The following is a 22,889-nucleotide window of genomic DNA, read 5'->3' as shown; positions in this document are numbered from 1 at the left end:
GCGTCAAGCAAAAAGGGCGTTCTTGCGAACGCCCTTTTTCTTGGATGCTTGACCAGGAACCTTAGCCGAGCAGCGCGTCGGCGAATTCGTTCGCGCTGAACGGCTGCAAGTCTTCCACCTTCTCGCCGACGCCGATGAAGTAGACCGGAATCGGACGCTGCCGCGCGATGGCCGCGAGAATGCCGCCCTTCGCCGTGCCGTCCAGCTTCGTCACGATGAGACCGGTCAGCCCGAGCGCATCGTCGAACGCCTTCACTTGCGCGAGCGCGTTTTGTCCCGTGTTGGCGTCGATGACCAGCAACACTTCGTGCGGCGCATCCGGCATCGCCTTCGCGATCACGCGGCGCACCTTGCGCAGTTCTTCCATCAGATGCAATTGCGTCGGCAGACGGCCGGCGGTGTCGGCCATCATCACGTCGATCTTGCGAGCGCGCGCCGCGCCGACGGCGTCGAAGATGACCGCGGCCGCATCGCCGCTTTCCTGTGCGATGACCATGACGTTGTTGCGCTCGCCCCAGACCGTCAGCTGTTCGCGGGCGGCGGCGCGGAAGGTGTCGCCGGCCGCGAGCAGCACGGATTGATTGAAGCTCTGAAGATGCTTCGCCAGCTTGCCGATGCTCGTCGTCTTGCCGACGCCGTTGACGCCCGCGATCATCATCACGAGCGGCTGCGCGCGGCCGAGCATCAGCGACTTTTCGAGCGGACGCAAGAGGTCGACGAGCAGCGCACGCAAGGCGGCCTTCACCTGCGATGCGTCCGTCAGGCGCTCCGTGCGCACTTTCTCGCGCAGCGATTCAAGCAGGAACTCCGTGGCATCGACGCCGGCGTCGGACATCAGGAGCGCGGTTTCGAGCTCTTCGTAAAGGTCTTCGTCGATCTTCGCGCCGACGAAAATGCCCGTCAGGCTCGAACTTGTTTTGGACAGGCCGTGCTTCAACCGCGACATCCAGGATTTCTTCGCGGCGGCATCCGGCTCCGGCGGCGGGACGATTTCCTCGCTCGCCTCGTCGGTCTCGGGGCCGCGCACCCATTGCGACTGGGTGCGGCCTTGCCAATAGGGCTTCGGCGCTTCACCGGCGGCGGGAGAAACAGGCGCGACAGAGGTCGCGGTCTCCTCGGCGGGTTCCGGGTCGGCGGCGAGCGGCGCGTCGGCCGGAATCGCGGCGTCCACCGCGGGTTCGCGGTCCAGCTCCGCTTCGATGACGGGCGCGGACGCTTCTTCGTCCGCCGCTTCCGCTGTTTCCTCTGCGGACGTATCGAGCGGCTCGTCAGCCGGCTTTTTGAATCGTTTGAAGAAGCTGAACATGGGTCTGTGACGATGAAGCGCGCGTCATTCGACGGCCTCGCGTGCATTCGAACGAACGCCGCGCGCGACGGCCCGCGCAGGAAGATGGAAGCCGGCTATTTTATCAGGCGTGGCCTGATGCGCTTGTGCGCTATCCGGCTGTGGTAACGTTGGCTTTCATTACGCGCCGCGCGGTCAATGCCGGGCGGCGCGCGCCGATATCACCACTTCTTCTCATGCCCCGTTCCTCCGCTCCACGCTCATCCGCATTCGCCGCCCCCAATCGCGCGCCGTCGCGAGGCAGCAAGCCGCATACGATCCGCATCATCGGCGGAAACTGGAAACGCACGCCGCTGCCCGTGCTCGATCTCGACGGGTTGCGCCCTACGCCCGACCGCGTGCGTGAGACGCTGTTCAACTGGCTCGGGCAGGACCTGAGCGGACAACGCTGCCTCGATCTCTTCGCCGGCAGCGGCGCGCTGGGATTCGAAGCGGCGTCGCGCGGCGCGGCGCGTGTGCTGATGGTCGAGCGTAGCGGACGCGCCGCCGCGCAGTTGAAGGCGAACCAGGCGCGGCTCGATGCGCGCAACATCGAAATAGCCGAAGCCGATGCGCTGCGGCTCGCGGCCCGTCTCGCGCCCGGTTCGTTCGATGTGATCTTCCTCGATCCACCGTTCGGCGACGAAGCGCTGCTTTCGCGGGCGCTCGAACTCGCCGCGCCGCTCGCTGCGCCCGATGGGGCGATTTACGTCGAATGCGGCGAGACGCTGGAACCGGGCAGCATCGACGCGTTGGCCGGCTGGAGCGTCGTTCGCGAGGGCAAGGCGGGAGCGGTCCGCTATCATTTGCTGCGTCGCCAAAATGAGGAATAATGCGCCTTCGTCGATCCGGCGCAGCGCGGGGAGCAGTGGCGCCTGCCGGTGCCGGCATCGATCGGGGAAGCGCGGAGAATAACGGTCGCAGCCAGCGGCCCAAAGGTAAATACAAGAGGAGAAGCTCATGGTTGTCGCCGTGTACCCGGGAACGTTCGACCCGCTGACGCGCGGGCATGAAGACATCGTGCGGCGCGCATCGAGCATTTTCGATACGCTGGTCGTCGGCGTGGCCGACAGCCGCGCGAAGAAGCCGTTTTTCACGCTGCAGGAGCGGCTGGACATCGCCCACGACGTGCTCGGCCACTATCCGAACGTACAAGTGAGCAGCTTCACCGGACTCCTCAAGGACTTCGTGCGCAAGAACAACGCGCGCGTGATCGTGCGAGGGCTGCGCGCCGTCTCCGACTTCGAATACGAGTTCCAGATGGCCGGGATGAACCGCTATCTGCTGCCGGACGTCGAGACGATGTTCATGACGCCGTCCGATCAGTACCAGTTCATTTCCGGCACCATCGTGCGCGAGATCGCGCAGCTTGGCGGCGATGTCAGCAAGTTCGTGTTTCCATCGGTGGAAAAGCGGCTGATGGACAAGGTCGCCGATGCGTTGCAAAACAATCCGACGACGCCGTGAGCATGAGCTGCGGTTCGATGCGGGCGTGAAGTGTTGCGGTCGAGTTGAACTGACTTTGCGCCGTTATATGCCGCGCGGAACTCCGCTCGCTCTTCGAGGGCATTGAAGGCTGGCCGCGCAAAGCATCGGCAAGTCGAAGAAAAGGTACGTGGTATCGGCGGGGCGCGTCATTCAGTGTGGTTGCTCGGACAGTAATGACCGCCCAAACCATGATGCACTGTCGCAAACAACCAGTGGTCGACATTCAACCATGTCCAACCTGCGTTTGCATGTCTTCGCGGTGCTGGGCACAGCGCTAATATTTGTATTGGCCCTCTGGGTGAATCAGGAGATCTTCACGCATACGGAATTCGTGCGCGGTATCAACTGGGTTTATCTGCCATCCGGCGTCAGGCTTCTTAGCACCCTTCTGCTAGGCGGCGATGGCGCCGTGGGCTTGCTGCTGGCAAGCTGGCTCGTCAGCTTTTTCTATTTCTTCCCTCACGATCCGGTTCGCGCATTCGCTGGCGGAATAATTGCGGCGGTGGCGCCTTATGCCGTGTATCGGCTGGCGAGAGAGTGGTACGGATTGAAGGCTTCACTGTCGAATCTAACGGCGCAGCGCCTGCTTATGCTTGCGCTGGCTTATTCGATCGCTAATCCGCTCTTGCATCACATCTGGTTTGCGTTGCGTGGAGAGCCGCAGCATCTCTTCGAGGGATTCTTCGTCATGTTCATCGGCGATTTCCTCGGCGCGCTCATCGTCCTGTATGCGGTGAAAATGGCGCTCTGGTTTGTGAGGAGAAGTGCAGCCGCGCGCACCGGCCTTTAAGAAATTGCCGCGAATAAGAGAATCAGCGAGATCGAACTAAACGGGCTAACGAGCGGAGCGCGTTCTGTAAGAGGAAGTCGAAGCGTGTTCGCGCGCGATGTTTAAAATTGCTCTCGGCTGTGAACGGTTAGCCAACGGCGCTATCGAAGAAGCACACCGACCCACCGCCGAATTCGCACCGGCGCTATAATTCATTGTTTTTAAACGAAAAGCCGGTAGCAGCAATGTCCCTGATCATTACCGACGAGTGCATCAACTGCGACGTCTGCGAGCCCGAGTGTCCGAACGACGCCATTTCGATGGGACCGGACATCTACGTGATCGATCCGAACAAGTGCACCGAATGCGTCGGCCATTTCGACGAGCCTCAATGCCAGCAAGTCTGCCCGGTGGAGTGCATACCGCGGGACCCCGCGCACGCGGAAACGCCCGAGCAATTGCTGACGAAGTATCACGCGCTGATGGCGGCGAAGGGCGCGTAAGCCCTTCCGCAAGCGCTCAGCCGCTCAACCGCCGATAATCGCCGTCAAAGCCGCGACGAGCGCATCGCATTCGGCGTCCGTGCCGATGGAAATGCGCAGATGCAGATCGATGCGCGGCATCGCGAAGTGGCGCACGAAGATTTCTTGCTGCTTGAGCGCGGCGGCGAGCGCAGCCGCATCGTGGGCCGGATGCTTCGTGAACACGAAGTTGGCCGCCGACGGCACCGACTCGAATCCCAACGACGCCAATCGCGCGATGAGCCGTTCACGGCTCGCCACGACCTTCGCGCAGCTCTCTTCGAACCACGCCTGATCCTCATATGACGCGAGCGCCGCCGCTTGTGCGAGGCGGTCGAGCGGATATGAATTGAAGCTGTCCTTCACACGCGTCAGGGCGTCGATCAACGCTGCATCGCCGAATGCGAAGCCAACGCGCATGCCCGCGAGCGAGCGCGATTTCGACGTCGTCTGCACGACGAGCAGATTCGGGTACGTGTCGACCAGCGACACCGCCGATTCCGCGCCAAAATCCACATACGCTTCATCGATGATCACAGGCGAATCCGGATTCGCCTTCAGCAGCGCTTCGATGTCCGCGAGCGGCAAAGCGCGCCCCGTCGGTGCATTCGGATTCGGCAGCAGCACGCCGCCGTTCGGCGCGCGATAACCGCGGATGTCGATGGCGAAGTCGTCATCGAGCGGAATCGTCTCGTACTCGATTCCGTACAGCTTCGCGTACACCGGATAAAAGCTGTAGGTGATGTCGGCAAAGCGAATCGGCTTGTCGTGCTTCAGCAGCGCCTGGAAAGCGTGCGCGAGGACTTCATCGGAACCGTTGCCCGCGAAAACCTGCTCGACCCGCAAGCCGTGATGCGCCGCGACCGCTTCGCGCAGCGCGCGGGCTGTGGGGTCCGGATACTTGCGCAGCGATGCGCCGTCGCTTCCCAGTTCGCGGCGAATCGCATCGACGACCCGCGGCGACGGCGGATACGGGTTCTCGTTCGTGTTCAGCTTGATCGGATGCGCCAGCGCGGGCTGTTCGCCCGGTACGTAGGGCGTCAGGCGGTGAACGATATCGCTCCAGAAACGGCTCACGGTCGGCTCCAGGTTCGTGTGTCAGGCATTGCGATGCAGGTTCATCATCGCGCGTTCGGTTTCGCCCGCGACGACGAAGGGCATGACGGCCAGCGCGCGCTCGATCGACCGATCGATGACATCCTGCTCCTCGCGTCGCGGCGGCTTCAGCACGAAGTTCGCGACATCCGGCTTGGCGCCCGCCCGCGCGCCTTCTGGAATCAGATCGCGCGGATGCCCGATGCCGATCCGCAAGCGCCAGTATTGCTGCGACGACAGGTGCGCGGAGATGTCCTTCAGCCCGTTATGGCCGCCGCTGCCGCCGCCGAGCTTCATCTTGACGGTGCCGGGCGGGAGATCGAGTTCGTCGTGCGCGACGAGGATCTCGTCCGGCAGAATCTTGAAGAACTGCGCGACGGCAACCACCGATTGCCCGGAGCGGTTCATGAACGTCTGCGGCTCCAGCAGATGAATCTCGTGGCCGTGCAAACGTCCCTTGCCGTAATGGCCGTGGAAACGCCGCTCGTCGCGCAACGTCGCGCCGGCGTCGCGCGCCAGTTGATCGACGAACCAGAAGCCCGCGTTATGGCGTGTCGCGGTGTATTCGGCGCCCGGATTGCCGAGGCCAACGATCAGCTTGATCATGTCGGATCATCGCGAGCCGCACGCCCGCTTCGTATAGTGCGAAAAAAACCCGCCGGGGCTTGCACACCGGCGGGTCACGTCGACCGTTCATCAGAAACGGATCGAGAGGATACTACAGCGTGCTTGCGAAGCCGCTATGCCTTAGGCAGCGGGCGTTTCGCCAGCAGCGTCAGCGGCTGCATCAGCTTGCTTCGCAGCCGGAACGGTCGCCGATGCCACCACCGGGTTTTCAACTTCGACGTGCGCGGTCAGCGCAACGCCCTTCGGCAGTGCGATGTCCTTCGCGTGCATCGTCTGGCCCGCTTCGATCTTGGCCAGATCGACTTCCAGGAACTCCGGCAGATCGCCCGGCAGGCATTCCACTTCCAGTTCCGTCGCGACGTGCGAGATAACAGCGCCCGCCAGCTTCACAGCCGGGTTCGTCTCTTGATTCATGAAGTGCAGCGGCACCTTGGTGTGCAGCTTCTTCGTCGCGTCGACGCGCTGGAAGTCCACGTGCAGCACGAGCTGCTTGAACGGGTGATATTGCACATCACGCAGCAGAACTTGTTGCGTGCTGCCTGCGACTTCCAGGTCGAGAATCGACGAATGGAACACTTCCTTCTTCAGGGCGTGCCACAGGGCGTTGTGGTCGAGTTCGACCAGTTGAACGTCCGCTGCACCACCGTACACGATACCCGGGGTCTTGCCCGAGTTACGCAGGCGGCGGCTCGCACCCGTACCTTGCTTGCTACGCTCAAAAGCGACGACTTTCATGTGTGACTCCTTGATCTGCCCGCGACCAGGCAGGGAAACAGGGACCATCGATTGTGCGGTCCCAATACAAACGGCGCGAACCTTCGTCCGTTCGCGCCGATCATGCAAAAACGCGAAGCTCGAGCCTCGCGTTCCTTGCCAATACTTTTTAGCCTTCGGCGAAAAGCGACATGACCGAGTCGCCGCGCCGGATTCGGGAGAAAGTCTCCGCGAGCAGGCCCGCGCTCGACAGCGGCCGAATCTTCGGGCACGCCAGCGATTCCGCGGACAGCGGGATGGTATCGGTCACGACGAGTTCGTCGAGTTGCGATGCCGTGATGCGCTCCGCCGCGCCGCCCGAAAGAACCGGATGCGTTGCGTAGGCGAAAACCTGCTTTGCGCCGCGATCCTTCAGCACTTGCGCTGCCTTACAGAGCGTGCCGGCGGTATCGACCATGTCGTCCATGATCACGCAGGTGCGGCCTTCCACTTCACCGATGACGTTCATCACCTCGGCGACATTCGCCTTCGGACGGCGCTTGTCGATGATCGCGAGGTCGGTGTTCATCTGCTTGGCGAGCGCACGCGCGCGCACCACGCCGCCGACGTCCGGCGACACTACCAGCAGGTGATCGTGATTCTGCTTGCGCAGGTCGCCAAGAAGAACCGGGGTAGCGTAGATGTTGTCGACGGGAATGTCGAAGAAGCCTTGAATCTGGTCGGCGTGAAGGTCCATCGTGATGACGCGATCGACGCCGGCGATTTCCAGCATGTTCGCCACGACCTTCGCCGAGATTGCCACGCGCGCTGAACGCGGACGGCGATCCTGACGTGCATAACCGAAGTAGGGGATGGCTGCGGTGATCCGGCCTGCTGATGCGCGCTTGAGCGCATCGACCATGATCATGAGTTCCATCAGGTTATCGTTCGCCGGTGCGCAGGTGGACTGAAGAACGAATACGTCTTTGCCTCGAACGTTTTCCTGTATCTCCACCATGATCTCGCCGTCGGAGAAACGGCTGACCATCGCTTTGCCGAGAGGAATTCCAAGGATTTTGACGACTTCCTGAGCAAGCGCGGGATTTGCGTTGCCAGTAAAAACCATCAGGCCGTCACTGCTCATCGTGCACCTGTCTGCGGCTGGAGGCGAGAGGAAATGCTAGAGAAAGAATGGCAGGGGAGGAAGGACTCGAACCCTCGCATGCCGGAATCAAAATCCGGTGCCTTGACCAACTTGGCGACTCCCCTACACTCAACTTGAATCTTGCCGGGAAGTGTAGGACATACCCGACAAAACAAAACCTATGACGCGAAAGCGAAGAGAGGATGAGAATCCAGACTGCCTGTTACGACGCTCTTCCAGCTTGCCGGCAGTTTGGCTTGCGCCATCTCTGCTTCGGCTTGACTGGCAAAAGCAGCAAACACGCTTGCTCCAGACCCTGTCATTCGCGCCGGTGCGAGATTGGAAAACCACTCGAGCACCTTGGCAACTTCCGCGTACTTCCCTGCAACTACAGCCTGCATGTCGTTTCGACCGAAGCTGTCTGGCCAGTTTGTGTCTGACCTTTGCTGTGCAAGAAAGTCCGTAATTTTGGCGACTTCGGTGTTCCTTGTCAAGGCCTTTTCCGAAAAAATCGCCGCGGTCGGAACGTGAACATCAGGAGTGACTACCAGGAAGAAACGTACGGGCAGTTTCACCGCCTGAAGCGCCTCACCAACTCCTTCAGCAAATGCATTTTGCCCGAAGACAAAAAACGGCACGTCCGCGCCGAGTTGCAGGGCGAGATTCTGCAGAGTTTCACGCGAAAGGTCAACTCCCCAAAGACGATTCAACGCCAAAAGAGTTGTCGCAGCGTCGGAACTCCCCCCGCCCAGGCCTGCGCCCATCGGCAGGCGCTTGTCGATCTCGATCTCGACACCGTAACGGCTGCCCACATGTTTCTGGAGCAATCGCGCGGCCCGCACGACGAGATCGTCATCCTGCGCGACGCCGGGAACGTCCGTCTTGCGTACGATGAGGCCATCATCGCGGCGGCTGAAGTGCAGCAGATCGCCCCAGTCGAGCAACTGGAAGACCGTCTGCAGCGAATGATAGCCATCCGGACGCCGGCCTGTGATGTGAAGGAACAGGTTCAGCTTCGCGGGCGCGAGGCAGTCACGGATCGATTCGTTCGAAGACATGCGAAAAGCGGCGGATAGCGTGTTATTGGTCGATCACGAGCTTGATGTCGAGCGGGGGCTCGTTGCGCGTGAGATTCAGGCGCTTGACGCCCGCAGCGGGCGCGTCGGCATAGGCGAGATAGTCGATTGTCCAGCCGTCCTGCCTGATTTCCTTAGGACGACCATTGGACGATTCGGCATCGAGCGTCGTTTCGGCGCGCGATGTCGGTGCAGCGGATGGCTGCAGCCAGTAACGCAAGCCTTCGACAGGCAGCGCGAACCCGAGCGTGTTCTGCATCAGGTCGGATACGTTGTCCGCATTGACCGGCTGACGATTCGGCAATTCGAGCGTGGCCAGTGACGGCGACGACGTCACGATCGCCATTGTCTGCCCGAGCGGATTGCGCAGCTGGAGCGTGACCGTATCGCCTGTTTCCTGCCAGTCGAAGTTGCCGTAGGCGTTGCGCTGAACGCCGTTCTGGTCGTTGTACTGCACCGCGAAGCGTCCGTGATACGCACGGCTCGTCTGCGTCGTGAGTGACGTCGATGCAGCCGATGTGCTTGGCAAGCGCGGCTGAATCGCACAGCCGGACAAGACGAACGCGGCCGTCGCCGCAAAGCCGAGCGCGACGCGGCGCGCCGTATGACCGCGCGAGCCGGCGAAGAAATCGAATGCCATCAAAGGTCGTTCACCTGGAGTCGTTTTAGCGTTTTAACGAGCGTGTCGTTATCCGGCTCGAGCTTTTGCGCCTGACGCCACGTGGCGCGCGCCTGGTCTTGCTGACCAGACCTCCATTGCACTTCACCGAGGTGCGCGCCGATTTCGGCATTCGGCTGGAGATCGTAAGCATTCTTGAGGATTTTCTCGGCTTCGGCCGAGTTGCCTTGGCGGAAACGCGCCCAGCCCAGACTGTCCATGATGAACGCGTCGTTGGGCGCAAGCGCGGCAGCTTTCTCGATCAACTGCACCGCTTCATCGAGCCGCTGATTGCGATCCACCAGCGAGTACCCAAGTGCGTTGTATGCCTGCGGATTCGCCGGCTGCGTGCGCATCAGCGTGCGCAATTGCGTTTCCATCACGTCGAAATGGCCGTTCTTCTCCGCGGCCATCGCGTAGTCGTAGACGAGGTCGGGATCGTCGGGAAACGCGGCGACGGCCTTCGCCAGATTCTCCTCGGCTTCCTTGTAGCGATGCGCTTCGAACAGAAGCGCAGAATCCGTACGGGCGAGCAGTGCGAGTTCGCGCGGATCCGAGCTTTGCAGGCTGCCGATCAGCGCACGCGCTTCGTCCACCTTGCCTTGCTTGGCGAGTAATTGCGCGCGCGTCACCTGCGCGGGCAAGTACTGCTGACTCGTGCGCGGAATCTTGTCGAGCCATTGGCTCGCGGCCGCTTCGTCCTTCTGTTCCAGCGAAAGTTGCGCGAGATAGATGTACGCCTGTCCCGGATCGCCGCCCGGCGTGTTTTCGGCGCCCTTCGCGTATTGATTCAGATAGTCCTTGGCCTTATCGAACTGCTTCTTCTGAATGTTGATGAGGGCCAGCGCCATCAACGGCGTCAGGTCTTTCGAATCGTTCTTGCGCATGATTTCGAACTGCTTCTGCGCGTCGTCGAGCCGGTCGGACGACAGATACAACTGCGCCAGCGCGAGCCGCGCATCATGCGACTTCGGGTTCTTGTCGAGATACTTCTCGAACGAAGCGATGCCCTCGGCACGCTCCTGCGGTCCCATGCGCGCAAGCGTCAGCGCCGCGGGCAGATAGTCCGGCCGAAGCTGCAACGCCTTTTCGAGCGATGCCTTCGCGCCCGGCTGATCGTCCGCGAGCAATTGCTGGCGAGCAAGCGCGAGTTGCGCTTCGGGACGGTCCAGATCGTTTGCGATCAGATCCTTCAGCACATTGAGTCCGCCGACGCGATTCGGGCCTCGTGAGAGCAAGCTCTGCAGCGAGAGGATGGCTTCGCCGCGCTGCTCAGGCGATACCTTCGCGAGTTCGCGCTGAAGCGTAGGCTTCGCGTCGTCCGGCTTGCCCGACACGATCAGAAGCGACGCGCTCAGTTGCGCCGCGCGCTCCGAATGCGGCGCGAACTGCTGCCAGACTTGCGCGGACGTGAGCGCATCGTTGGGACTTTGCGCGGCGATGGCGATTTCCGTCGCGCGCTGCGCGAAGCGGGGATCGTGCGTGTCGCGGGCGAGCGAGAGATACGTCTGATAAGCGGGCGCAGGCTGCCCGCGCTGCAATGCGACTTCGGCCGCCAGCACCTGAAACACGATCTGGCTGGACATCGCGACGTTCGGCAGGTCTTGCTGCTCGGAGCCGCTGACCGGCGCGGTCAGCGCGTCGGCGGCGGTCTGGGCGGCGGCATCGTCGTCGCTCGGAACGGGCGTCGCGTTGGGCGACTGCGCATGAGCAGGCGCGAACGCGAGTGCGGCCATGGCGAGCATCACCGCACCGGCGACGCGCGACATTGGCATGGCGAACGATTGCGCCAAGCCGGTTTGACGCTTCGTAAACAGCTTCATGACGAACGAGTTCATGGAAATCCAGACGATGTTTCAGTCGATTGTAACGCGGTGGCTAAAATACCGGCACACTCGCCCCAGCAAGTCTCTCTCCAGGAAAATGCCCGAACTGCCGGAAGTCGAAGTCACCCGCCGGGGAATCGAACCCTACGTCGCCGGAAGGCGCGTCGAGCACGTCGACGTGCGCACGCCGGCGCTGCGCTGGCCCATCCCGCCTCATCTTGCGAAGACGCTCGCAGCGTTGAAGATCGACAAGGTCGAGCGGCGCGGCAAGTATCTGCTGTTCGAAACGGCGGAAGGCTGGCTCATCGTGCATCTCGGGATGACCGGGACGCTGCGTGTGCTGCGCAACGTGCCGCGCCCGCCGGATGCGGCGAAGCACGATCACGTCGATCTGATCTTCGACGACTTCATCCTGCGCTTTCGCGATCCCCGCCGCTTCGGCGCGATCCTGTGGCATCCGCGCAGCGACGGCGACGTGCTCGATCATCCGCTGCTCGCGAGTCTCGGCGTCGAGCCGTTCTCGCCGGAGTTCTCGGGCGCGGTCCTGTTCCGGGCGACGCGCGGGCGCAAGGTATCGGTGAAACAGGCGCTGCTGGCCGGGGATATCGTCGTGGGCGTCGGGAACATCTATGCATCGGAGAGCCTGTTTCGCGCGGGCATCCGGCCGACGACCGCAGCCGGGCGCATCTCGCTCGTGCGCTACGATCTGCTCGCCGACGCGGTCCGTGCGACGCTCGCCGCGGCCATCGAGAAAGGCGGCAGCACGCTGCGCGATTTTGTCGGCAGCAACGGCGAGTCGGGATACTTCCAGCTCGACTACTTCGTCTATGATCGCGCGGGCCTGCCGTGCCACGTATGCGGCACGGCGATCAGGCAAATCGTTCAAGGGCAGCGGTCGACGTACTTCTGTCCGCGCTGCCAACGCTAACTTCCATGCTCGCACTCAAAGATTTCTCCGCCCGTCTGATCGCGTGGCAACGCATTCACGGCCGGCATGACTTGCCGTGGCAGAACACGCGCGACGCGTATCGCATCTGGCTCTCGGAAATCATGCTGCAGCAGACGCAGGTTTCCACGGTCATCCCGTACTACGCCCGCTTTCTCGAACGCTTTCCGACCGTGACCACGCTCGCCGATGCGCCCATCGACGACGTCATGGCGCTGTGGGCCGGCCTCGGCTATTACTCGCGCGCGCGCAATCTGCATCGATGCGCGCAGGTCGTCGCCCATGAGCATGGCGGCGCGTTCCCGGAGACCGTCGATGCGCTTGCGGAACTGCCGGGCATCGGCCGGTCGACGGCTGCGGCGATCGCATCGTTCGCATTCGGTGCGCGTGCGACGATCCTCGATGGCAATGTGAAGCGCGTGCTTGCGCGCGTGTTCGGCGTGGACGGCTTTCCCGGCGAGAAGCGTGTCGAAAACGCGATGTGGACGCTGGCGGAATCGCTGTTGCCCGACGCCGCCGAAAAGGAAGACGTGACCGCCTACACGCAAGGGCTGATGGATCTGGGCGCGACGCTCTGCGTGCGCGGCAAGCCGGATTGCGCACGATGTCCGTTCGCGCCGGATTGCGTCGCGAACGTCGAGGGAAGGCAGCGCGAGTTGCCGGCTGCGCGGCCGAAGAAGGCGGTCCCGACGCGCAATACGTGGATGCTGGTGCTGAAGGACGGCGATTCGATCCTGCTCGAGAAGCGTCCGCCGACGGGCATCTGGGGCGGCTTGTGGAGCCTGCCCGAAGCGCCCGACGAAGCGGCGCTCGTGGCCGTCGCGCAGAACTTCGGGGGCGAAGCGCATCTGGAGCGCCTCGCTCCGCTGTCGCACACGTTCACGCACTTCAAGTTGCAGATCGAGCCTCGGCTCGGGCAAGCGAGCGGCGCGCTGGCGCAAGCGATGGACGCGGCTACGGTCTGGGCGCCGTTATCCCGCATCGATTCGTTCGGCGTTCCCGCGCCCGTGCGCAAGCTGCTCGACGCGCTGACCGGCTCGCTGATCTAAAGCAGTTGATGATGCTGCATGTAGTGATGCACCACGTCGATGCGCGCGCCGGCATCAAGCAACTCCATCAGCTTTTGCCGGGCGCGCATCGGAATCGGCAGGATTTCGGCGAGGCGATTCGATACCCACGTGGGGTCGTCGAAGAGGAAAGGTTCGACGAACGGCAGGTTCTGCGGCTCGCGCGTCTTGATCGTCTCGATGATCCGCTCCAGCACTTCCGCGCACGCGCCGAACTTGGCGAGCGCCTCGGCGCCTTGCAGCGGCCGGTCTTCCCCGTATAGCTCCGCCGTGCCGACGAGCAGATTGCTAGGCTCGACGCGATGCGTGATCAGCTGGAAGCGCTCCGTTCCGCGAGCCTGCACGAGCAGCAGCCCGAAGGTATCGACGTCGCATTCGGTGATTTCCGCGAGGCACCCGACGGTTTCGGGCACCGAAGGATCGCCCGGCGAGGCGACTTCATGCCCGCTCTTAAGCAGACATACGCCGAACGGCGTGCCTTCGCGCAGACAGGCGCGCGCCATGTCGAGATAACGCGCCTCGAAGATCTTGAGCGGCAGCAGGCCGCCGGGAAACAGGACGGTGTGTAGCGGAAACAGCGGCAAGTCGGCTAGAACGGGATTCGAGGACATCGCGCCCCTCCAGGGTGACCGCAAGCGCGATCAGTTTTGCATGTGCGTCGCGCTCTCGTCCACGGGGATGGGCGCATCACGATGCCGCACGATCACGTTTGCCTGCTCGCGAAAGCGCGCGGCAAGCGCCTCCGCGATGTACACCGAACGATGCTGCCCGCCCGTGCAGCCGATCGCGACCGTCAGATAGCTGCGGTTGTCGTCGCGAAAACGGGGCAGCCACTTACCGACGAATCCGCCGATGTCGTCGATCATCTCGCCCACCAGCGGCTGCGCGGACAGATAGTCGATGATCTGCTGATCGCGGCCCGTGAACGGGCGCAACTCGCGGTCGTAGTAGGGATTCGGCAGCGTGCGCACGTCGAAGAGAAGATCGGCGTCGAGCGGCACGCCGCGCTTGAATCCGAACGATTCGAACATCAGCGTGAGATCGGCGGCGTCCGTTTCGACGAAGCGTTTCACCCATGCGCGCAGCACGTTCGCGCGCAGGTTGCTGGTGTCGATGTGATGGCCGTATTCGGCGAGGCCCGCGACCAGTTCTCGCTCGCGTTCGATCGCTTCGCCGAGCGAATTCAACACGCCGACGCTCGCATCGTGCACCGGCGGCCCGGACAGCGGATGACGGCGGCGCGTCTCCGAAAAGCGCTGAATCAGCGACTGCGTGCTCGCGTTGAGGAACAGCACGCGCAGGTCGTAGGCGCTCGAAAGATTGTTGATGATCGCCGGCACTTCGTCCAGCGAGAGACTCGAGCGGGCGTCGATCGCGACGGCGAGCCGTTGCTGTCCTTCGCTTGCGAGATACGCGGCGAGTTCGGGCAGAAAGCGCGGAGGCAGGTTGTCGACGCAGTAGTAGCCGCCGTCTTCGAGCGCGTTCAGGGCGACGGACTTGCCGGAGCCGGAAATGCCTGTGATCAGGATGATACGCATGGGATTGTGCTCGTTCGCTTTATCTTAGCACCGGCATATATCCGTATCCGGCGCGGCTCCATCCGGGCCGCGCGGGTCAGATCAGTTTGCCGGGAAACTGGCTGTCCGGGTCCTGCATTGCGAGCCGTTGCCGATCCATGAAGTCGCGCAAGGTATCGATACCGCGCAGTTGCAGGATGGTATTGCGCACGGCCGCCTCGACCAGCACAGCAAGGTTGCGGCCTGCCGCGACTTGAATCGTCACTTTGCTGATCGGCAGCCCGAGCACGTCGACCGTCTGGCTCTCGAGCGGCAAGCGCTGGAATTCGCCGTCCGGACGACGCACGAGCTGCACGATCAGCTTCAGCTTCATCTTCCGGCGCACGGCGGTTTCGCCGAAGATCGTCTTGATATCGAGCAGGCCGAGGCCACGCACTTCCAGCAGGTTCTGCAGCAGGGGCGGGCAGCGTCCTTCGACGAAATCCGGGCCAAGCCGCACGAAATCGACGGCGTCGTCGGCAACCAGACCGTGGCCGCGGCTGATCAGTTCGAGACCAAGCTCGCTCTTGCCGAGGCCGGAATCGCCGGTGAGGAGCACGCCCATGCCGAGGATGTCGATGAACACGCCGTGCAGCGTCGCACGCGGCGCGAGAATGCGCGACATATAGGCGCGCAGGCTGTCGATGACCGCCGCCGCCGACATGCGCGTCGTGAAGAGCGGCGTCGACGACCGCGTGCAGCGAAGCACGAGTTCCGGCGGCGCGCCCACTTCGCCCGCGACGACCAGAAACGGCGGCTCCAGCGCGATCAGCTCGGCCATGTGGCGCGAGCGGTCTTCGTCGGACTGGCGCTGGTAGTAGTTGATTTCGGCGTCGCCGAGCACCTGAATGCGGTTCGGGTGAATCAGGTTCAAGTGGCCGACGAGGTCGGCGCTCGATGTCGCGTTCGCGACGGTCTCGCTCGAGAAGCCGCGTTCCCAGCCTTCATGCCCGGTCAGCCAGCTAAGCTTCAGAGCGGCGGCGTTGTCGTCGAAAATACTTTGGGCGTTGATGCTGGACGTATCCATGAGGCCGGGACTCCGTTGGAAGCCGGGAGCAGCCTTCGCGTGTCGGAACGGTTTGCACCGATTCGCCGCATGGCGCTGCTTTTGACCGATTGTGCCGCAGAAGCACCGCCTGCGCGAGACGCCCGTGCGCAACGAGCGGCGCGGGGCGTGCGCCGGATGCGTTGTTTGCCAGTGTGTGCCCGATCAGGGCTGCCATTGCGTGAGGACCTGATACAGCGCCTCACGATTTTCTTCCTTGTGCAGACGCTCGCGCGCCTCACCGTCGGAGAGCAGTTGCGCGATCTCCGAGAGGATTTCCAAATGCTGCTGCGTGGCCTGTTCGGGCACGAGCAGGAAGATCAGAAGCGACACCGGCTGGCCGTCCGGCGATTCGAACGCCACCGGCTCCGCCAGACGCACGAAGGCGGCGAGCGGCTGCTTCAGCCCTTTGATGCGGCCATGCGGAATGGCGACGCCTTCGCCCAGGCCGGTCGAGCCGAGGCGTTCACGAGCGAAGAGGTTGTCGGTAACGGTACTACGGGCGATGCCGTTCTGGTTCTCGAAGATCAGGCCCGCTTGCTCGAATACGCGCTTCTTGCTTGTAACGGACAGTCCGAGAACCACGTTCTCGATGGGAAGAAATTTGGCTAAACGATTCATGTTGGCAGGCTGATGCGTGGCCTGATAGCTCCTCATCGTGGCTGCTGTCTGAAAGCGCTCACGGCGATGATGAAACAAAAGGTGCGCTTGGCGGCGTTCCCTGCAGCGTTCTGTTCGGCAAGCCGAAATTAACCGGGCCATTATAGAACAGGCCATAGCGCGATGGTGCGCCGCGCCATGACGTATCGCTGCATTGAAATGTGCAGCACAAAGTGCGGAAAATCAATGCTTTGTGCCACGCTGCCACGCAAAGTGCAACAAAAAGCCGCCAATTGGCGGCTTTGATGGCTTGCAGCTCCGCCCGCGCGCTCCGGCGATTCGAGGAACTCTTCAAATCACGCCCGCCGTTTGAAGGGCGGGCCTGCCGGTTCCGCGCCTCCCGGCGCTCGCGGATTCGCGTGCTTTGCGCTCAGGGCGACGGCGCTTCGCTTTGATGCACTTCCTCACGGTACTTCACGGCTTCATGGGCGTGGCCCTGAATCTTGTCCTTGTGCCGGATGACTTGCCGGTCCAGCTTGTCGACCATCAGGTCGATCGCCGCGTACATATCAGCGTCACAACTCTCGATGAAGATGTCCTTGCCCTTCAGGTGAAGGTTGATTTCCGCCTTGTTGCGCTTGTCCTTTTCCCTACTATGAGTGTCGACCGAGAGGACAACGTTGGCATCCATCACTTGATCGAAATGACGGAGCACTCTGTCCAGCTTCGTGATCACGAACTCGCGCAACGCAGGCGTCAATTCGAGGTGGTGTCCACTGATCTTCAGATTCATAGTTGCTCTCCAAGCTAATGGCCGTTGAATCACGGCGGCTTGCCCGATACCGGTCGGCGGGGCGCCCGTCCGTGTGCTGTCTGACGACGCGCAAGGAGCGGACCGCACCGGCCGGCTCGTACTCGCTCGCGCGATACGGCCGGTAAAAATCCGCCACGATATGCGGCGGATCACAGAGACGGGATCAAAGAGACTTGCGCAGATTCACTGCGGGGATTCTGAGGGCTTCGCGGTACTTCGCAACGGTGCGCCGCGCAACCACGAAACCCTGTTCCGCCAGCAGTTCGGCAATGCGGCTGTCTGAAAGAGGAGTTTTGGGGTCTTCCGCTCCTATCAGTTGCTTGATGAGGGCCCGGATCGCCGTTGACGACGCCGCACCCCCTGTGTCGGTTGAAACGTGCGATCCAAAGAAGTACTTAAATTCAAGCGTCCCGAATGGGGTGAGCATGTACTTCCCGCTGGTCACGCGCGAAACCGTTGATTCGTGCAAGCCCAGCGTATCAGCAATTTCCCTTAAAACCAAGGGCCGCATGGCGATTTCGCCATGTGCGAAGAAGTTCTTCTGACGTTCGACAATGGCCTGTGCGACACGAAGAATCGTCTCGAAACGCTGCTGGATGTTCTTGATCAGCCAGCGTGCTTCCTGCAGTTGCTGACGCAGCGAACCGCTGCCCGGATCGCCGCGATTGTTCCGCAAAATGTTCGCGTACAGATGGTTGATCCGCAGCTTCGGCACGATTTCCGGATTCAGCTCCGCCGTCCAGCCGCCCGACGTCTTGCGCACGAGAATGTCGGGCACCACGTAGTCCGCTTCGCTTTTCCCGTACGCGGCGCCCGGAAACGGCTCCAGCGACTTGATCAGCAAGTGCGCGTCCCGCAGCGCGTCGTCGCTTGCCTTGAGTTGCTTGCGCAGGCGCGTGAAGTCGCGCGCAGCAAGCAACTCCAGATGATTCGTGACGATATCCAGCGCCAGCGTTCGCGTAGGCGACGCATCGAGCCGCAGCAACTGCAGTTTCAGGCATTCCGACGCCGACCGCCCGCCGACACCCGGCGGGTCGAAGCTCTGTAGCAACGCCAGTGCCGCGCTGAGTTCGTCGACATCGACTTCGAGTTCGTCGGGCAAGTCCGCCTGGATCTCGTCGAGCGAAGCCGTAAGGTAACCGTCCTCGTCCAGCGATTCGATCAGGAACGTGATCAGCGCGCGGTCACGCTGATTCGCCTGCGTCATGCGAAGTTGCGCGGTCAGATGATCGCGCAGCGTGGTCGTGGATTCGTGAATTTGCAGCGGCGGGAGATCGTCGTCGTCCGATGCGTTGTTCGAGCGGCCATAGTCTTCGAGATTCCACGAACTGGAATCCGTGCCGCCGTCCGAACTCATGCCGTTGTATTCGTCGACGCCCTGCGGCTCGCTGTTTTCCGAACGTTCGGAACTCGATGAACTCGAGCTCGAGCCGTTGCTCGTCATCGGCTCGGACGAGGCGCCGCTGGGAGCCGGCGACGTGATGAGCGAGCCATCGGCGGCGACGCGCAGCGGGCTTGCGATCCAGTCGTCCTCGTTTTCCAGCAGCGGGTTCTGCGCGACGGCCATGGCCACTTCCTGCTGCAATTCGAGCGTCGACAGCTGCAGCAGCCGGATGGACTGCTGCAGTTGCGGGGTAAGCGCAAGATGCTGCGATAGGCGGAGTTGGAGGCTGGCTTTCATGGCAAAGTTTTATTTCATTGTAGAGAGTTTGCCACGCGCGCGAAACCTCGCAGCGAATCCAAAAAAGCGCGTGCCGCCTCGGCGGGCGGCACGTAAGTTTTGCTACTCTCGTTGCGATGCGGCGCGCTGACCAGTCGATCATCCGCATCGCCGGACGGGCGTTACATGCGGAAATGCTCCCCGAGATACACGCGGCGCACGCTCTCGTTCTCGATAATCTCGCTCGGTGCGCCGGCCGCGAGCACCGAGCCGTCGCTGATGATGTACGCGTGGTCGCAGATGCCGAGCGTTTCGCGCACGTTGTGGTCCGTGATGAGCACGCCGATGTTGCGCTGCTTCAGGAACTTCACGATCTTCTGAATCTCCAGCACGGCGATCGGGTCGACGCCCGCGAACGGCTCATCGAGAAGGATGAAGCTCGGATTCGTCGCGAGCGCGCGGGCAATTTCCACGCGACGCCGTTCGCCACCCGACAGCGACAGCGCCGGATTCTCACGCAGATGCGCAATCTGCAGTTCGTCGAGAAGCGCTTCGGCACGCTGCGTGATGACGTCTTTCGCCAGCCGCTTGCCCGATGTGTCCGTCTGCAGTTCGAGCACCGCGCGAATGTTCTGCTCGACGGTCAGCTTCCTGAACACCGACGCTTCCTGCGGCAGATACGACAGCCCGAGATGCGCGCGCTGATGAATCGGCAGCAGGCTGATGGAGTTGCCGTCGAGGTCGATTTCGCCGGCATCGAGCGGCACGAGGCCGACGATCATATAGAACGACGTGGTCTTGCCCGCGCCGTTCGGACCGAGCAGACCGACGACTTCGCCGCTCTTCACGTCGAGCGACACGTCCTTGACCACCGTGCGCGAGCCGTAACGCTTCTTCAGATTGCGGACGGCGAGCGAGCTCGACTTGCCGTCCGGCTTGGCTTGAGGCGTGGCGGAGGCGTTCACTGCTGCGGCGTTCCTTGAATGGTGGTCGACGGGGCGAGGGTGGCAGGCGAGCCGTTGAGCGGCGCGGCGCCGCCCGAACGCGGCGCGAGCATCGCGCGCACGCGGCCGCTCGGATTGCCGGGGCCGGCGACGTCCTTGCCGGCGGATGCCGTATAGAAGTCCTTCTGGCCGTCGTAAGTGATGACGCTGCCGCGCACTTCGTCCTGAACCGTCGTCAGGCCCTGCAGGCGGCGCACGACGGCGCGCGTCGTGAGCTTGGTGAAGTCGTTCTTGCCGTCGTAGTCGATACGCACGGCATTGCCTTCGATGTACTCGTTGACGTTGTCGCGCTTCTGACGGAAGTACGAGAGCGAATTGCCGCTCGATGTGCCGGTCGCGTATTGATAGCCCTGCGGGTCTTGCGTCACCTCGACGCGATCGGCGCGGATGATGATCGTGCCTTTCGTCGCGACGACATGACCGGTGAAGACGTTCTTCTGGTTCAGATCGTCGTAGGACATATTGTCCGCTTCGATGTTGAGCGGCTTGTCGCGGTCGGCCTTTTCGGCATGCGCGGCCGGTGCGTAACCCGCGAGCGGCAGCGCGACGAGCGTGGCGACGGCGGCGCACAGCGCGGCTCGCATCACCCGCTTGGCGCGTGCAGCGCGGTGCGCGAGCGTTGCGCGCACGGGGCCGCCATCGGGATGAGGGAAGCTTTGATTCATGCAGTCACAGTTCGGATGGAATGCCCGGGATGGGATTACTTGGAAGCGCCGCCGTTGATATCCGAGGCGGCGATGGCGCCGCGCACGTTACCGAAGAGCTTCATTTCCCGGGTGACGTTGTTGTAGTTCATGCCGTTGGCGGTCATCACCGACGGACCGCGCTGAAGTTTAACCGGCTTTTCCGTTTCGATGACATCGTCGTTCACCAGCACGCGAAAATGCTGCGAATCCGCCTGCATCTGCGGATCGCCGAAACCGGCGGCGCGGAGGATGCGCGCGTTGTCGTAAAGATCGACGATGGACACGTCGCCGTTCACCGTGCCGCGCTCCGCCGTGGCGGTCACGGTCGGCTTCTGCGGCTGGAACATACGCATGGCGGGCAGCGTCAGCTCGCTGATTTCGTCGTCCTCGTAGTGCAGCATCGACTTCGCGGTGAGGCGATATTGCGTCGTGCCGGTCGTATCGAGTTCGGAGACGGAGAAGTTCTCCGCGAAATAGTCGGGCGTGTGGCGCTTGGCCTGCTCGGGCGCCTGCGGTGCGGAAGGAAGCGTCGCCTGCAGGAGCCAGTAGGTGATGCCCGCGAGCGCCGCCATCGCGAGGAGCGGCAGGAGCGAGGCGAGGCGTCGGGTCTGAGGCATCGCGTCAGGCTCCGAGCGCCGCGGCGAGCAAGTCGTCGTAGCGGCCTTGCGCGCGAAGGATCGCATCGCAGACTTCGCGCACGGCGCCGTGGCCGCCGCGATGCGTCGCAACGAAGTGCACGCGCTGAATGACTTCGGCGTGCGCGTTCGCCGGCGCGGCCGCGAAGCCGCAACGGCTCATTACCGCGAGATCGGGCCAATCGTCGCCCATATAGCCGGCGTCGGCGGCCGAAATGCCGGTCTTCGCGAGCAATTCATCGAGCGCGGCCGTCTTGTCTTCGACGCCCTGATACAGATGCGTGATGCCCAGTTCCTTCGCGCGCGCCGCGACGATGCCCGACTGCCGGCCGGTGATGATCGCCGTCTGCACGCCGATGCGCTCCAGTTGCTTCAGGCCGTAGCCGTCGAGCGAATTGAACGACTTCATCGTGTCGCCGTCGGCGCTGAAGTACAGGCTGCCGTCGGTGAAGACGCCGTCGATATCGAACGCCATGAGCCGGATGCGGCTCGCGCGCCCGGCGGCGGGGGAAGGCTTCTGCGCCATCAAATTACCTTCTTGGAGAAGAGGTCGTGCATGTTCAGTGCGCCGATCAGCGTCGCGTTCTCGTCGACGACCAGCATTTGATTGATGCGATAGCGCTCCATCAGTTCCACGGCTTCGACGGCGAGATGGTCCGGTCCGATGGTGCGCGGATTGCGCGTCATCACGTCGGCGAGTTTCATCGAGCGGAAATCGCCGTCGCGCTGAAGGATGCGGCGCAGGTCGCCATCCGTGAAAATGCCTTCGACGTGACGGTTTTCGTTGACCACGGCCGTCATGCCCATGCGCTTGTCGGTGATCTGAAACAGCGCGTCCGATACGGTCGCGTCGAGCGGCACGACGGGCACTTCATCGCCCACGCGCATCACGTCGCGCACGTAGGTCAGCAGACGCCGGCCGAGCGCGCCGCCGGGATGCGAGCGGGCGAAGTCGTCGGGGCCGAAGCCGCGTGCGTCGAGCACGGCGACGGCGAGCGCGTCGCCGAGCGCCATCGCGGCCGTGGTGCTCGCGGTGGGCGCGAGATTCAGCGGGCACGCTTCCTTTTCGACGCGCGCGTTCAGATGCATGTCCGCCAGTTGCGCGAGGCTGGATTCGGGGCGTCCCGTAATGGCGATGAGTTTCGCGCCGAGGCGCTTGATGAGCGGCAGGATGGCGACGAGCTCTTCCGTTTCGCCCGAGTTCGACAGCGCGATGAAGATGTCGTCGGCGGTGACCATGCCCAGATCGCCGTGGCTCGCTTCGGCGGGATGCACGAAGAACGCCGGCGTGCCGGTGCTCGCGAGCGTCGCCGCGAACTTGCGCGCGACATGTCCCGACTTGCCGATGCCCGACACCACCACGCGCCCACGGCAGCCGAGCAACACTTCGACAGCGTTCGTGAAATTGTGGTCGAGAAGGTCTGAAAGCCCGCGAACTGCGTCGGCTTCGATCTGGATTACGTTGCGAGCCAGCGCCAGCGCCCGGTCGCCATTGATTTTCGCTATCATTCGCTGAGTATACCAAAGGCGTTTCTTCGCCGCGCCGCATGGGGCGTGGCGTTCGCCCGCGAAACTCCCTGGCGCCAGGGGCTTTTTCAAGACGCCGGATGCGTCTTCGACGCGTTTCGGAAACCTGACGAACGAGGACGCTGGAC

General features: G+C 62.8%; 26 protein-coding genes and 1 tRNA gene. 6 read left to right on the top strand and 21 right to left on the bottom strand.

What is annotated here, in order from left to right:
• Positions 1–61: 61 nt before the first annotated feature.
• The gene (gene ftsY / locus LDZ21_RS12475; RefSeq protein ID WP_244793577.1) at positions 62–1,306 is read right to left on the bottom strand and encodes a signal recognition particle-docking protein FtsY; all 1,245 of its coding nucleotides are present in this window, start codon (positions 1,304–1,306) and stop codon (positions 62–64) included.
• Between the two features lie 215 nt (positions 1,307–1,521).
• Here ftsY and rsmD point away from each other — a divergent pair, with 215 nt between their 5' ends.
• The 4 genes from rsmD to LDZ21_RS12455 all read left to right on the top strand — a co-directional run bounded on the left by rsmD (position 1,522) and on the right by LDZ21_RS12455 (position 4,084).
• Entirely contained in the window at positions 1,522–2,157 is a 636-nt protein-coding gene (gene rsmD, locus LDZ21_RS12470; RefSeq protein ID WP_244793576.1) for a 16S rRNA (guanine(966)-N(2))-methyltransferase RsmD, read from the top strand.
• Positions 2,158–2,284: 127 nt separating this feature from the next.
• Entirely contained in the window at positions 2,285–2,791 is a 507-nt protein-coding gene (gene coaD / locus LDZ21_RS12465) for a pantetheine-phosphate adenylyltransferase (RefSeq protein WP_035961806.1), read from the top strand.
• 250 nt (positions 2,792–3,041) lie between these two features.
• The gene (locus LDZ21_RS12460) at positions 3,042–3,602 is read left to right on the top strand and encodes a hypothetical protein (RefSeq protein ID WP_244793575.1); all 561 of its coding nucleotides are present in this window, start codon (positions 3,042–3,044) and stop codon (positions 3,600–3,602) included.
• Between the two features lie 224 nt (positions 3,603–3,826).
• Positions 3,827–4,084, top strand: a complete 258-nt coding sequence (locus LDZ21_RS12455) for a YfhL family 4Fe-4S dicluster ferredoxin (protein ID WP_035961803.1) — start codon at positions 3,827–3,829, stop codon at positions 4,082–4,084.
• Between the two features lie 24 nt (positions 4,085–4,108).
• On the opposite strand, the gene hisC is transcribed toward LDZ21_RS12455, so the two are convergent.
• The 8 genes from hisC to LDZ21_RS12415 all read right to left on the bottom strand — a co-directional run bounded on the left by hisC (position 4,109) and on the right by LDZ21_RS12415 (position 11,233).
• On the bottom strand, positions 4,109–5,179 hold the full coding sequence (hisC, locus tag LDZ21_RS12450) for a histidinol-phosphate transaminase (RefSeq protein WP_244793574.1): 1,071 nt from the start codon (positions 5,177–5,179) through the stop codon (positions 4,109–4,111).
• A 21-nt stretch (positions 5,180–5,200) separates the two neighbouring features.
• Positions 5,201–5,803 carry an aminoacyl-tRNA hydrolase gene (gene pth, locus LDZ21_RS12445; RefSeq protein WP_035961801.1) on the bottom strand — a complete coding sequence of 201 codons (603 nt, stop codon included), beginning with the start codon at positions 5,801–5,803 and terminating at the stop codon, positions 5,201–5,203.
• A gap of 141 nt (positions 5,804–5,944) precedes the next feature.
• Complete coding sequence (locus tag LDZ21_RS12440) at positions 5,945–6,559, bottom strand: 50S ribosomal protein L25/general stress protein Ctc (protein ID WP_244793573.1); 615 nt, start codon at positions 6,557–6,559, stop codon at positions 5,945–5,947.
• Positions 6,560–6,707: 148 nt separating this feature from the next.
• Complete coding sequence (locus LDZ21_RS12435; RefSeq protein WP_244793572.1) at positions 6,708–7,661, bottom strand: ribose-phosphate pyrophosphokinase; 954 nt, start codon at positions 7,659–7,661, stop codon at positions 6,708–6,710.
• Positions 7,662–7,709: 48 nt separating this feature from the next.
• Positions 7,710–7,786, bottom strand: a tRNA-Gln gene (locus LDZ21_RS12430).
• A 54-nt stretch (positions 7,787–7,840) separates the two neighbouring features.
• Complete coding sequence (gene ispE, locus LDZ21_RS12425) at positions 7,841–8,719, bottom strand: 4-(cytidine 5'-diphospho)-2-C-methyl-D-erythritol kinase (protein ID WP_244793571.1); 879 nt, start codon at positions 8,717–8,719, stop codon at positions 7,841–7,843.
• A gap of 22 nt (positions 8,720–8,741) precedes the next feature.
• Positions 8,742–9,377, bottom strand: coding sequence for a lipoprotein insertase outer membrane protein LolB (gene lolB, locus LDZ21_RS12420; protein WP_244793570.1), 636 nt, complete (start codon positions 9,375–9,377; stop codon positions 8,742–8,744).
• Positions 9,377–11,233, bottom strand: a complete 1,857-nt coding sequence (locus LDZ21_RS12415; protein WP_244793569.1) for a tetratricopeptide repeat protein — start codon at positions 11,231–11,233, stop codon at positions 9,377–9,379. The genes lolB and LDZ21_RS12415 overlap by 1 nt, the downstream gene beginning before the upstream one ends.
• Positions 11,234–11,318: 85 nt before the next feature.
• Between LDZ21_RS12415 and mutM the strand changes: the two genes are divergently transcribed.
• The gene (gene mutM / locus LDZ21_RS12410) at positions 11,319–12,149 is read left to right on the top strand and encodes a bifunctional DNA-formamidopyrimidine glycosylase/DNA-(apurinic or apyrimidinic site) lyase (RefSeq protein ID WP_244793568.1); all 831 of its coding nucleotides are present in this window, start codon (positions 11,319–11,321) and stop codon (positions 12,147–12,149) included.
• Between the two features lie 5 nt (positions 12,150–12,154).
• A complete protein-coding gene (gene mutY, locus LDZ21_RS12405; RefSeq protein WP_244793567.1) occupies positions 12,155–13,216 on the top strand; it encodes an A/G-specific adenine glycosylase in 1,062 nt (353 codons plus the stop codon).
• Here mutY and LDZ21_RS12400 read toward each other — a convergent pair.
• From LDZ21_RS12400 to kdsD, 12 genes are all read right to left on the bottom strand, one after another.
• On the bottom strand, positions 13,213–13,845 hold the full coding sequence (locus LDZ21_RS12400) for an LON peptidase substrate-binding domain-containing protein (protein ID WP_035961792.1): 633 nt from the start codon (positions 13,843–13,845) through the stop codon (positions 13,213–13,215). The two genes, mutY and LDZ21_RS12400, sit on opposite strands and share 4 nt — an antisense overlap.
• Before the next feature lie 30 nt (positions 13,846–13,875).
• A complete protein-coding gene (gene rapZ, locus LDZ21_RS12395) occupies positions 13,876–14,772 on the bottom strand; it encodes an RNase adapter RapZ (RefSeq protein ID WP_244793566.1) in 897 nt (298 codons plus the stop codon).
• Positions 14,773–14,848: 76 nt separating this feature from the next.
• Positions 14,849–15,817, bottom strand: a complete 969-nt coding sequence (hprK, locus tag LDZ21_RS12390) for an HPr(Ser) kinase/phosphatase (RefSeq protein ID WP_008351692.1) — start codon at positions 15,815–15,817, stop codon at positions 14,849–14,851.
• Positions 15,818–16,000: 183 nt separating this feature from the next.
• Positions 16,001–16,456 (bottom strand): PTS IIA-like nitrogen regulatory protein PtsN, encoded by a 456-nt coding sequence (gene ptsN, locus LDZ21_RS12385; RefSeq protein WP_035961933.1) that lies wholly within the window; start codon positions 16,454–16,456, stop codon positions 16,001–16,003.
• A gap of 58 nt (positions 16,457–16,514) precedes the next feature.
• Positions 16,515–16,790 carry a hypothetical protein gene (locus LDZ21_RS12380; RefSeq protein WP_244793565.1) on the bottom strand — a complete coding sequence of 92 codons (276 nt, stop codon included), beginning with the start codon at positions 16,788–16,790 and terminating at the stop codon, positions 16,515–16,517.
• 75 nt (positions 16,791–16,865) lie between these two features.
• Positions 16,866–17,228: a ribosome hibernation-promoting factor, HPF/YfiA family gene (gene hpf / locus LDZ21_RS12375; RefSeq protein ID WP_035961789.1), complete on the bottom strand. Its 363-nt coding sequence runs from the start codon at positions 17,226–17,228 to the stop codon at positions 16,866–16,868.
• 184 nt (positions 17,229–17,412) lie between these two features.
• Positions 17,413–18,930: an RNA polymerase factor sigma-54 gene (locus tag LDZ21_RS12370; protein WP_244793564.1), complete on the bottom strand. Its 1,518-nt coding sequence runs from the start codon at positions 18,928–18,930 to the stop codon at positions 17,413–17,415.
• Positions 18,931–19,091: 161 nt separating this feature from the next.
• Entirely contained in the window at positions 19,092–19,874 is a 783-nt protein-coding gene (lptB, locus tag LDZ21_RS12365; RefSeq protein ID WP_244793563.1) for an LPS export ABC transporter ATP-binding protein, read from the bottom strand.
• A complete protein-coding gene (gene lptA / locus LDZ21_RS12360) occupies positions 19,871–20,578 on the bottom strand; it encodes a lipopolysaccharide transport periplasmic protein LptA (RefSeq protein WP_404980491.1) in 708 nt (235 codons plus the stop codon). The genes lptB and lptA overlap by 4 nt, the downstream gene beginning before the upstream one ends.
• Before the next feature lie 35 nt (positions 20,579–20,613).
• Positions 20,614–21,216 (bottom strand): LPS export ABC transporter periplasmic protein LptC, encoded by a 603-nt coding sequence (gene lptC / locus LDZ21_RS12355; protein WP_035961931.1) that lies wholly within the window; start codon positions 21,214–21,216, stop codon positions 20,614–20,616.
• A gap of 4 nt (positions 21,217–21,220) precedes the next feature.
• Entirely contained in the window at positions 21,221–21,760 is a 540-nt protein-coding gene (locus tag LDZ21_RS12350; RefSeq protein WP_244793562.1) for a KdsC family phosphatase, read from the bottom strand.
• The gene (gene kdsD / locus LDZ21_RS12345; RefSeq protein WP_244793561.1) at positions 21,760–22,743 is read right to left on the bottom strand and encodes an arabinose 5-phosphate isomerase KdsD; all 984 of its coding nucleotides are present in this window, start codon (positions 22,741–22,743) and stop codon (positions 21,760–21,762) included. The genes LDZ21_RS12350 and kdsD overlap by 1 nt, the downstream gene beginning before the upstream one ends.
• Positions 22,744–22,889: the final 146 nt, after the last annotated feature.

It is taken from the genome of Caballeronia grimmiae (assembly GCF_022879615.1).
Lineage (GTDB): Bacteria > Pseudomonadota > Gammaproteobacteria > Burkholderiales > Burkholderiaceae > Caballeronia > Caballeronia grimmiae.
Note: the sequence above shows the minus strand (reverse complement) of the source record. Positions and strands in the feature narration are given on the sequence as shown.

Bases quoted from the DNA above. Each gene is read 5' to 3' on its own strand.
- mutM (WP_244793568.1), top strand. From the start codon at position 11,319: ATGCCCGAACTGCCGGAAGTCGAAGTCACCCGCCGGGGAATCGAACCC.
- LDZ21_RS12460 (WP_244793575.1), top strand. From the start codon at position 3,042: ATGTCCAACCTGCGTTTGCATGTCTTCGCGGTGCTGGGCACAGCGCTA.
- ftsY (WP_244793577.1), bottom strand. From the start codon at position 1,306: ATGTTCAGCTTCTTCAAACGATTCAAAAAGCCGGCTGACGAGCCGCTC.
- hprK (WP_008351692.1), bottom strand. From the start codon at position 15,817: ATGGATACGTCCAGCATCAACGCCCAAAGTATTTTCGACGACAACGCC.
- coaD (WP_035961806.1), top strand. From the start codon at position 2,285: ATGGTTGTCGCCGTGTACCCGGGAACGTTCGACCCGCTGACGCGCGGG.
- LDZ21_RS12415 (WP_244793569.1), bottom strand. From the start codon at position 11,233: ATGAACTCGTTCGTCATGAAGCTGTTTACGAAGCGTCAAACCGGCTTG.
- lptC (WP_035961931.1), bottom strand. From the start codon at position 21,216: ATGCCTCAGACCCGACGCCTCGCCTCGCTCCTGCCGCTCCTCGCGATG.
- ptsN (WP_035961933.1), bottom strand. From the start codon at position 16,456: ATGAATCGTTTAGCCAAATTTCTTCCCATCGAGAACGTGGTTCTCGGA.
- LDZ21_RS12440 (WP_244793573.1), bottom strand. From the start codon at position 6,559: ATGAAAGTCGTCGCTTTTGAGCGTAGCAAGCAAGGTACGGGTGCGAGC.
- rsmD (WP_244793576.1), top strand. From the start codon at position 1,522: ATGCCCCGTTCCTCCGCTCCACGCTCATCCGCATTCGCCGCCCCCAAT.
- mutY (WP_244793567.1), top strand. From the start codon at position 12,155: ATGCTCGCACTCAAAGATTTCTCCGCCCGTCTGATCGCGTGGCAACGC.
- LDZ21_RS12400 (WP_035961792.1), bottom strand. From the start codon at position 13,845: ATGTCCTCGAATCCCGTTCTAGCCGACTTGCCGCTGTTTCCGCTACAC.
- lolB (WP_244793570.1), bottom strand. From the start codon at position 9,377: ATGGCATTCGATTTCTTCGCCGGCTCGCGCGGTCATACGGCGCGCCGC.
- rapZ (WP_244793566.1), bottom strand. From the start codon at position 14,772: ATGCGTATCATCCTGATCACAGGCATTTCCGGCTCCGGCAAGTCCGTC.
- LDZ21_RS12435 (WP_244793572.1), bottom strand. From the start codon at position 7,661: ATGAGCAGTGACGGCCTGATGGTTTTTACTGGCAACGCAAATCCCGCG.
- lptA (WP_404980491.1), bottom strand. From the start codon at position 20,578: ATGAATCAAAGCTTCCCTCATCCCGATGGCGGCCCCGTGCGCGCAACG.
- LDZ21_RS12350 (WP_244793562.1), bottom strand. From the start codon at position 21,760: ATGGCGCAGAAGCCTTCCCCCGCCGCCGGGCGCGCGAGCCGCATCCGG.
- LDZ21_RS12370 (WP_244793564.1), bottom strand. From the start codon at position 18,930: ATGAAAGCCAGCCTCCAACTCCGCCTATCGCAGCATCTTGCGCTTACC.
- hpf (WP_035961789.1), bottom strand. From the start codon at position 17,228: ATGAATCTGAAGATCAGTGGACACCACCTCGAATTGACGCCTGCGTTG.
- pth (WP_035961801.1), bottom strand. From the start codon at position 5,803: ATGATCAAGCTGATCGTTGGCCTCGGCAATCCGGGCGCCGAATACACC.
- ispE (WP_244793571.1), bottom strand. From the start codon at position 8,719: ATGTCTTCGAACGAATCGATCCGTGACTGCCTCGCGCCCGCGAAGCTG.
- LDZ21_RS12455 (WP_035961803.1), top strand. From the start codon at position 3,827: ATGTCCCTGATCATTACCGACGAGTGCATCAACTGCGACGTCTGCGAG.
- kdsD (WP_244793561.1), bottom strand. From the start codon at position 22,743: ATGATAGCGAAAATCAATGGCGACCGGGCGCTGGCGCTGGCTCGCAAC.